The organism is Corticimicrobacter sp. (assembly GCF_040137905.1).
GTDB lineage: Bacteria > Pseudomonadota > Gammaproteobacteria > Burkholderiales > Burkholderiaceae_B > Corticimicrobacter.
On record NZ_JBEFDG010000015.1, the window covers coordinates 1 to 8,788 of the forward strand.

Annotated in this window: 11 protein-coding genes; 2 read left to right on the forward strand and 9 right to left on the reverse strand. The window is 56.7% G+C overall.

The window, feature by feature from the left end; all coding sequences use genetic code 11:
* Nucleotides 1-121: 121 nt before the first annotated feature.
* The 7 genes from galU to ABN482_RS01800 all read right to left on the reverse strand — a co-directional run bounded on the left by galU (nt 122) and on the right by ABN482_RS01800 (nt 3,907).
* Complete coding sequence (gene galU, locus ABN482_RS01770) at nt 122-955, reverse strand: UTP--glucose-1-phosphate uridylyltransferase GalU (RefSeq protein ID WP_349502379.1); 834 nt, start codon at nt 953-955, stop codon at nt 122-124.
* A gap of 62 nt (nt 956-1,017) precedes the next feature.
* Entirely contained in the window at nt 1,018-1,437 is a 420-nt protein-coding gene (locus ABN482_RS01775; protein WP_349502380.1) for a DUF5675 family protein, read from the reverse strand.
* Nucleotides 1,434-1,859, reverse strand: coding sequence for a hypothetical protein (locus ABN482_RS01780; protein WP_349502381.1), 426 nt, complete (start codon nt 1,857-1,859; stop codon nt 1,434-1,436). The genes ABN482_RS01775 and ABN482_RS01780 overlap by 4 nt, the downstream gene beginning before the upstream one ends.
* Before the next feature lie 197 nt (nt 1,860-2,056).
* Entirely contained in the window at nt 2,057-2,440 is a 384-nt protein-coding gene (locus ABN482_RS01785; protein ID WP_349502382.1) for a hypothetical protein, read from the reverse strand.
* Entirely contained in the window at nt 2,437-2,706 is a 270-nt protein-coding gene (locus tag ABN482_RS01790; RefSeq protein ID WP_143857258.1) for a hypothetical protein, read from the reverse strand. Before ABN482_RS01790 ends, ABN482_RS01785 begins: the two co-directional genes overlap by 4 nt.
* Before the next feature lie 43 nt (nt 2,707-2,749).
* Complete coding sequence (locus ABN482_RS01795) at nt 2,750-3,382, reverse strand: DUF2589 domain-containing protein (RefSeq protein WP_349502383.1); 633 nt, start codon at nt 3,380-3,382, stop codon at nt 2,750-2,752.
* Between the two features lie 21 nt (nt 3,383-3,403).
* Nucleotides 3,404-3,907 (reverse strand): DUF2589 domain-containing protein, encoded by a 504-nt coding sequence (locus ABN482_RS01800; RefSeq protein ID WP_349502384.1) that lies wholly within the window; start codon nt 3,905-3,907, stop codon nt 3,404-3,406.
* 296 nt (nt 3,908-4,203) lie between these two features.
* Between ABN482_RS01800 and ABN482_RS01805 the strand changes: the two genes are divergently transcribed.
* Nucleotides 4,204-5,220, forward strand: a complete 1,017-nt coding sequence (locus tag ABN482_RS01805; RefSeq protein WP_349502385.1) for a helix-turn-helix domain-containing protein — start codon at nt 4,204-4,206, stop codon at nt 5,218-5,220.
* A 16-nt stretch (nt 5,221-5,236) separates the two neighbouring features.
* Nucleotides 5,237-6,694, forward strand: coding sequence for a M20/M25/M40 family metallo-hydrolase (locus ABN482_RS01810; RefSeq protein ID WP_349502386.1), 1,458 nt, complete (start codon nt 5,237-5,239; stop codon nt 6,692-6,694).
* A gap of 6 nt (nt 6,695-6,700) precedes the next feature.
* Here ABN482_RS01810 and ABN482_RS01815 read toward each other — a convergent pair whose 3' ends face one another.
* Together ABN482_RS01815 and ABN482_RS01820 are read right to left on the reverse strand one after the other, a co-directional pair.
* Nucleotides 6,701-7,729, reverse strand: coding sequence for an ETX/MTX2 family pore-forming toxin (locus ABN482_RS01815; protein ID WP_349502387.1), 1,029 nt, complete (start codon nt 7,727-7,729; stop codon nt 6,701-6,703).
* Between the two features lie 133 nt (nt 7,730-7,862).
* On the reverse strand, nt 7,863-8,788 hold a 926-nt coding region (locus ABN482_RS01820), incomplete at its 5' end, for a beta-ketoacyl-[acyl-carrier-protein] synthase family protein (protein WP_349502388.1).

Here is an 8,788-nt window from a genome sequence, read left to right on the forward strand (position 1 = left end):
ACCCCATGCTCGGATACCGATCACCAACCGACTACGAGAAAGCCACTACCTGAATCGCCCTATCGCGGTGTCCACAAAAACTTGACCACGACAATCACTAAATATGGGGATTACCATTCACTCATACCAGAAAGTAATATTTTCTTCCAAAATCCATAACCGCCTGAAACATTCCTTCCTTGCTACCACAATCGTATCGCATCCCTTCGTACTTATGACCGAATACTGATTTTCGTTGCATCAGCCGCTCAATACCATCCGTCAATTGAATTTCTCCACCCACTCCCGCCTGTGTCGCCCGCAAGCATTCGAATATCTCCGAGTCAAGCACATAGCGCCCAACGACGCCGAGCGTGGAAGGAGCCTCTGCAGGTGCTGGCTTTTCGACGATTCGTTCTACTTGCAAGCAGCCCGGCTCAATGTCCTGGCCCGCCACAATGCCATACTTGTTCGTGTGCTCAACAGGCACGTCATGAATCGCCAGAACGCTGCCATTGTGCCGATGTGCAACATCAATCAATTGCTGCGTCACCGGGGTATCCGAATCCAGCAGATCATCAGCCAGCAATACGGCAAAGGGCTCATTCCCGACAATCGGCGCAGCACACAGCACAGCATGCCCCAGCCCCAACGGAGCCGGCTGGCGCGTATAGATGCAATTGACATGTGACGGCAAAATATTGCGGACGCAGTCCAGCAGGGCATCCTTACCCCTGGCATCCAATTCGGCCTCCAGTTCAGGAATGCGGTCAAAATGATCCTCAATAGCCCGCTTATTGCGACCAGTCACAAAAATCAGGTCAGTAATCCCAGATCTCACTGCTTCTTCGACCGCATACTGGATGAGCGGTTTATCGATGACGGGCAGCATCTCTTTGGGCATGGCCTTGGTGGCGGGAAGAAAGCGGGTGCCCAGGCCTGCGACGGGGAAGACGGCTTTGCGGATGGGTTTCATGGGAACACGATGACAAAAGCAGATAATCCGCTATTGTAGGCCTGGAAAGTCCAGACTAATCGTCAGCAAATGTTCTTAACCACAAGCCTGAACGGTTGCCCCGCCATCCGCGCCATGAACATGGACAGTGCCGCCTTGCTCTTGAGCACACCGCACTGCCCCTTGCAGACACCACGCTCCAGCCCCAGCAGTATGCAGCCATCCACATCCGAGCAGCGTCCCTTGTCACGGTCGCCAGCGACATTGCCTGCATGGATCAGAATATGGCTACGCCCTGGCACGCCCTGCACGCCATAGACTATGCCGAAACGAGGGGAGTCGACCAGACAGCACTCGTATTCGCCTGTCGGTATGCACGAGCAACGCGGTTTGTTATCCCGCCAGGGAAGCTCCAGGGTATGGCACTCCCAATCGGGCATCACCAATCGACCTGGCGTGCCATCATCCGTAGCCGACTCCCGGTAGAGCACGAGCCGCATCATGGCCGCGCGGTTTCCCGAATAGACAGATCTATAGTCTGTTTTAGACTGCCAAAACGGTCATGCGCGACCACCTGGGTTGTACCAGCCGGCTTCGACTCAACCTCTATATACCCACTGCGCCAGGCTATGCAGCGCCCCGCCCCACTGCCTGCCAGGGAATAAATTATTTTATTGTTGACCGTCAGGCCATACTCCAGATCAAAGCCACATGCCCACGGCTCACCCATGTATATCTTCCCGCTCAAGTCACCCGGCTCGGGATTGGCTGCCAGTTGCAGCCGCACCACCACATGCCTACCCTGGTCATTCATATACCCGAGCAAGGTGGTTTGCCCATCGAGAGCTTGACCTCCCTGGGCAACAGCCTGATGCGCAGTCATTGCCAACAGACCTGCCAACGCAAAATGCGTAAATGACGACATGAGATTTCTCCTTTCGATATCGTTTGTCATGCGGTCAGATCAAGCGTATCAACCCAACCACCAGAAAGCATATAGATGCCGCGCACAGGAGCAGCACCGTCCGGACCAAGCGTGCCCTGCGCCGTTCGACGCCGGGTGACACGATCTGTGCCAACCGGCTGGCGGTGGAGGCATCCAGCGTCAGAGAAGGCAAATCCCTAAATGCCACGCGCCACTCCTTTGTCGCTGGGCACTACGACGGACAGCGCCTGATCGCCTTGCATCGTTAGCCGATAGCGCCGCAGCAACCTGCCTTCCAGAAACACATCCGCGTCTCCCGCACGAGCTGCGGGCCACTCGATGGACAGCCGGTATATACGCGCCTGCCAAAAGCGCGTGGTCCAGCCGGAAGTCGGTTCCAGCATAACGGTATCGCCCTGCACAGCATGAATTCTGACCGGCAGCTCTATGCGCAGCGAAGCTACCCGTGCATGGGCAAGCCATGCCCCGGCACTACCGGACTGCGATGCCTGCCGGCCAACACGCTCCAGTACCTGGCCCACTGTTTCCACAAATGCATCAAGCGAACAGACGGACCTCATGCCTCATCCTCCTCCGGGAGCCAGTAGGGTCGGCGCTCAAAACCAATGTGATAGATCATGGCCTGCAACACGACCTGATGCTCGCCGATGTTGAGCAGGCTGAAGGTTTTTTCCAGGCCGATGATGCGACCCCGTGGCGTCTCTGCAAGGCAGCGGTTGAGCAGCGCCTGCTGGCGTTGCAGCACCGCCTCGGACATCATTTTCTCGGGGTCGGTGCTGCCTACCACCAGGCGTTTGACGTAGCGCACATCTGTCAGGTCAAACATAATGCGGTTTGCTCCTGCACGATTCTGGACAGGTCAGGCACCCTCAAGACGTTGCTGCGGCTGTAATCTGCCTGGGCGCGACGGACTGCGCCATCATATCGAGGACGCGCGCCAACCCTTCTGGCATGCCGGTATCGCGTGCATGAACCTCGACATGGTATTTGGCAGATTGATCCGTGGAGCGGGTATTTTCCTTGTGTGAGGAGATTGAGCCAGCAATCTTGACCGAAGCGCTGAATACGCCCCAGCCCACTTTTGCATTGGCCTCCAGCGAGCCTGTTTTGTCGGAAGTCTCGCGCATGGATTCAGAGTTCTTCACTTCCATGTCAAACGTGATGTCAACCGTTTCAATCGACAGGGACGGCACCTTGACGACCGACAACAGGGGCACCTGCAACTCGACCGTCTCCATGGCCTGAGCACCTGTCGTCACGGACTTGCCGTCATTCACGACGGGGGCCGGTCGATCGAACTTGAACGTGACATTGCGTACATTGCCCACCGCCTTCGGGTCGTCCGTCGCACTTGCAGGCGGCAGAAAACCGATCACCTTGATAAAGTTGGCGGTGGCATTGGCCAGTTTGACCTGGGCGTCGCATGCCGCCATCAACGGCCCGCCAATGAGATCATCCATCGGCAGTCCCCGGAACTGATTGCCCATCACAAAATCGGTCATGATTGCACTCTCCTGAAAAGATCAGATTTGTTTGTCGAGCTGCTGAATCAGTCTGGCCATGCCATCTGTAGGGGCCAGGCTTTCGACCCGGATCGTGACCTTGGCGCGCGAGCCCAGGCCTTGATTTGATGCGCCGCCCAGATCGACGGCCAGCGATAGCGGACTGGTACATGTTTCGCGCAGCCAGGGGGATGCCGCCTCACGTTCTGTCTGAAGATTTTGCTCGGGTGCAGGCTCTGCATCGTTGCCCAGGCCCACCTCGAAACTGATTTCCATGTCCTTGATGGACAACTGACGCGCCCCCACCAGCGACAGCAGGGGAACTCTGACCCATTGCTCATCACCCTCAGGCGCATCCGGCACACTGGGCCCCAGCACTGGCAAGCGGATTTCCACACAGCGCGGTCGCCGCTGTTCGTCGAAATATTCGAGCACATTGGCCGCCTGATGCCGAAAGATGCGCTCCTGCGCCTGCGCCACGGCGCTGGCAATACCTTGAATCAGACCATTAAGAGAAAGTTTCACGGCAAGACACCTTCTGTCAGGATGACAGAACCATGGTAAGCCGGGACCCGTTGCCCAGACTTGGATAAATGTCCCATAAACCAGGATATTCATCCCACTTTCGAAAAAACCCGAAAGAATTAGATAGAATCATTTTGTCTCAAAAAAGAAACAAAACATCACTTACAGACAAACCACACTATTTATTGCACAGAGACTGCCGCATGGCCAAGGATCCAGACGTTCTGCCCGTTTTGCCCGACAGACGGATTGCCTGCCGATCATGCGACACCACGGGCTACCCACTCGGTACACGCATGGACGCATGGGCACGCTTTCTGTCGCCCCTGCTTGCCCCCACGCCAGCCATCCCGGGAGATACCCGTAATTTTGAAGCACGCATGACGGCCTATCATTTCGGTGCCTTCCTGCTGTGCCACAGCCATACGGACACGATCCGCTATCTGCGCGCTCGCCATCACATCATGCAGGACGGGCAAGACCACTATATTCTGCATGCCAGACTTCAAGGATGTGCCACGTTGGCGACTCTGACGGGTAGCCAGCCGCAATCCTGCCCCCGCCTCGCGACCTCTATCTGCCTGGCACCAGGAGATCTCGGCATCATGGATATGTCGTGCCCCATCCTGCTGGACAGCAATACAGGGGAATCCGTGACTCTGGTCATGCCACGGAGACTGCTGATGCCGTATGTAGAATGTGCCACGCTGCGCTGGCACGGACATGCCATTCGCAGCCAGTCGGCCTCCGGCATGATCCTGGCACAGCACCTGCTGACATTGGCCCATGCAGCCCCGAATCTGCAGGAACAAGAAGCACAGTTGCTGACGCATGCCACCGTGAAATTGATTGCCACCTGCATGCGCCTTCAGGAGCAATCCAGCCAAAGATCATGTGGAGCCTGTGCCTGGCCATCGCGCCAGCAAGCTATCCGTGAATATATTGAAATGCACTTGCACCAGGATAATCTTGATGTCGAACACCTGTTGAAACACCAAGGCATTTCCCGCAGCCAGCTTTATAGACTGTTCGAACCCTTCGGCGGCGTATCGACCTATATCCGTACACGCCGGCTGGAACGCAGCCTGCAGGCACTGTGCAGCCTGGATCGGTCTCAGGACCGGATCAGCGATATTGCATATACGCATGGTTTCACAGACGAAGCCCATTTCAGCAGGCTCTTTCGCAGGCAATTCGGTTGCTCGCCCCGACATATCCGGGAATCCTGGCTGTGGGGAGACACCCCCCTTCAGAATATGCCACCCAGGACATGCACTACCGGGCTGTCACAATGGCTGATGACACTGGGCTAAGTATCCGAACAAGAGCATGGCAAAAAAATTACTCGACCTGCTGGACAAGGCACCAGGCGAAGCCATTGAGTGGCATCGCCAGTTGCTCTGCCGAAAAGCCATCAACCCAGAGCATGGCGGGCAGGGTGAAGAGAAAAAAGCACGCTGGATCGAACATTGGCTACGCAACAATGGTCTGTGCGAAATCAAGCGTATCGATAGCCTGGACACGCGTTTGCCACGCGGCCTGAGACCCAACCTGCTGGCCAGGTATCGGCCGCCGCGCAGTACGCATATGCTATGGATCATCACACATATGGATACCGCGGCCAGTGGTCCACTGGAGCACTGGCATGGTGACCCCTTCAGCTTGCGGATCGATGGCGACCGCCTTTACGGACGTGGTGTCGAGGATAACAACCAAGCCATCGTATCCGCACTGCTACTGCTCGATGCCATCAAGCAACTGGCACCGGCTCACCGCCCTCGCCTGGGGCTTGGGTTGATCTGCGTCAGCGCAGGCTTGACGGATTACACCAAGGGGCTGGACGTCATTCTCCAGAAATACCCACGCGTTTTTCATCACGACGATCTGATTGTCGTGCCAGATTATGGAAACCCTCAGGGAGCCCTGATCGAAATCAGTGAAAAGCGCAGCATGTGGTTGCGCATTGATGTCAGGGGTGATGCCTACCATGCAGGCTATGAAAACAAGGCCAATGCTTTTGATGCTGCCTGCCACTTCATCAGCCAGCTGGATCCGATCCGGCAACGCTTTGCCGCCGCCGATCCGCACTACACCCCATCTGTTTCTACCATCACGGCCACGCATTGTGAAACCTCGTGTACCGGCCTGAATCATGTGGCAGCACATTTCGCGTTTTATCTCGATATCCGCCTGATGCCGGGCTGTTCAATCCCGGCACTCATGGCATCACTGCAGCAGCTTTCTGCCTCGATTGCAGAAACAGCAGGCGTCACCTTCGACTTCGGTTGCATCGAGGTTTCACCGGACGCCGCACCCACACCGCAGGACGCATCCATCATTCGGCACCTGAGTACCATGATTGAAACAGAACTGGGGATCACGCCACGCATGGTTGGCGTTGGTGGTGTGACCATGGTATCGGTCATACGGGCATTGGGTCTGCCGGTTGCCGTCTGGAGCATACAGGGCGGCAACAAGATCAAGGCCAATGAATCCGTCAGCCTGAGCGCACAGCTTGCACAGACACGGATTCTTGGGCGACTGCTCTACCTTCGCAAGTCGCAGCTCTCACCCATGCCAGGCACATCTCATACACTTGAACCACGACTGACCCCAGCCCAGGCCGCAGTCGCCCGACTGCTCGGAGAAGGCCAGAGCAATAAACAGCTCACAACCAGTTTGGGCATTTCCGAAAACACAGTGCGTACGCATATCAAGCAGATATATCGTGCGACGGGTTTGCACAGCCGCGAAGAGCTTCGCAGGCTGTGCCAAACCTGGGGCTGACTCCGATCAGAGCAGCTCGGCTGCACTGATGTTTTCGATCTTCAGTGCCGTATCGGCAGGAGTTTGCGAAACATAGCGCACATCGACTTTATAAGCATTGGAACCCGCATAGCTGCCGGTGACGCTTTGGTTCGGTTCGCGTCGACCTGATTTATGAATGAAAGTACCTTTGAGCACAAAAGGCACGATCACATTGCCTTTCATCACCAGCACCGACACACTGCCATAGTGATGTGCCAGCACCTTTATCGTGGCTTTCCAGGCCACGGTTCGTTGCCTGGAGGTGCAGCCACCCGAGGTATAAGACTGACTGGCTTCTGCCGACAGTTCCACCCCGCCTTCGCCTAACAAGGGCACTTGGACTTTCAGCGATGATTTGATGCCCGCCTTGATGCCAAGCGTATCCGACCAGGATGAAGTTTCTGTCACGCTTTCGGAACCACTCAACTCACATTCCTGATCAATATCTGTCGAATTGGTCACCGCTTGCTGGAGAACGACCAACGGAACTTGATCAATTGTTGCTCTTTCCAGGTCATATTCAATGCTGTCGATCTCGAAATCAACAACCGGATCGCTGTCCTGGATATGAAACCGCGTCGCATAGGAGTCATGATCAGCAAGGATCTCTTTTTTCACTGCGTCGATCCCGATATCCAGTCGAAATTTTCCATCCTCGCTGAAAATCCCGATGAGATCACCATAACGAACGGGTGTGCCTGCGCCAGTTCCATCCAGCTTGCGAATCACCAGGCGCGTAGCCCATGACTCGTGGCTGGCCGGCACCTCGCGCTGCATCGCCCAGTTGCCGATATCCAGACGCACCCGCCCATCTTCTGAAAAAATGCCGACAGTATGATCCGCCGCCACAGTCCCCGTATTGGGGCCATCAAGACGACGAATCACCAGGCGCGTAGCCCAAGAGTCGTGATTGGCCGGGATATTTTTCTTCAACCCCCAGGTGCCGATATCCAGACGCAATCTTCCATCGGATGAAAATACGCCAACGATACTGCCATAGTTGAGTTCAGCCATGATTTTCCTTTATGTGTACTGAAGGATAAACACCACCTCATTGCCGAGGCGATGCCTGCCATACATAGTGAAAAAAAACGGCTTACAGCACCATCACCTGCCAATAGCCCATGGCACAGGTACTCACCCCCCCCTACACCACCCTCAACGCCAGCACCGCATTATTCCCCCCCATGCCAAACGAGTTGCTCAGGGCGGCAGACAGCCCATCCACACACCTGGCCTGGTTCGGCACGTAATCCAGATCGCACTGGGGATCCCCCCCCTCGAAACGAAGCGTGGGCGGCAAAACCTGCCGTTGCAGCGCCAGGGCGGTCACCGCAGTTTCGACGGCACCACCGGCACCGATCAGATGACCGATGGCACCCTTGATGCTGCTGACGGCAAGACGATCTGCTACCTGGCCAAACACCTGGCGAATGGCGGCGGTCTCGACCCGATCACCGGTCAGCGTACCCGTCGCATGGGCATTGATATAGCCAACATCCTCGGGGGCCAGTCCGGCCTGCTGCATGGCCCGGGCAATGGCCAGGGCCTGCCCGGAAGGATTGGGGCGCAAGGGATGCGTGCCGTCGTTGCTTACCCCATAACCACATACTTCCGCAATCGGTGTGGCACCACGCGCCATGGCATGCTCGTATGTTTCCAGCAGCAGCATGGCTGCGCCCTCGCCCAGCGCAAATCCCGTCCGGCCCTTGCTGAACGGGCGGCAGCCGCCATAGGGCTCGGCAGACGCATCACGGCACAGCACCTGCAACTGCCCCCAGGCCTGCATCAACTCCGGACGCAGCATGGCCTCGGTACCGCCTGCCAGCGCCACATCAAGATAACCATCACGAATGCGTCGGAATGCCTCGCCAATCGCAACCGCACCTGCCGTACAGGCCGTGGCATAGGTCTGGGCTTCCTGGGTGGACGTCATGTGCTGGGCGATGTGTGCCGCCGGCGCATTGGGCATCACGGCGGGGATCACCAACTGGGCACGGCGCGGAATTTTGTCGTGAAAGGCACCCACGGCATCGCACAGCGTGGATACCCCGCCGATACCTGTACCGACAA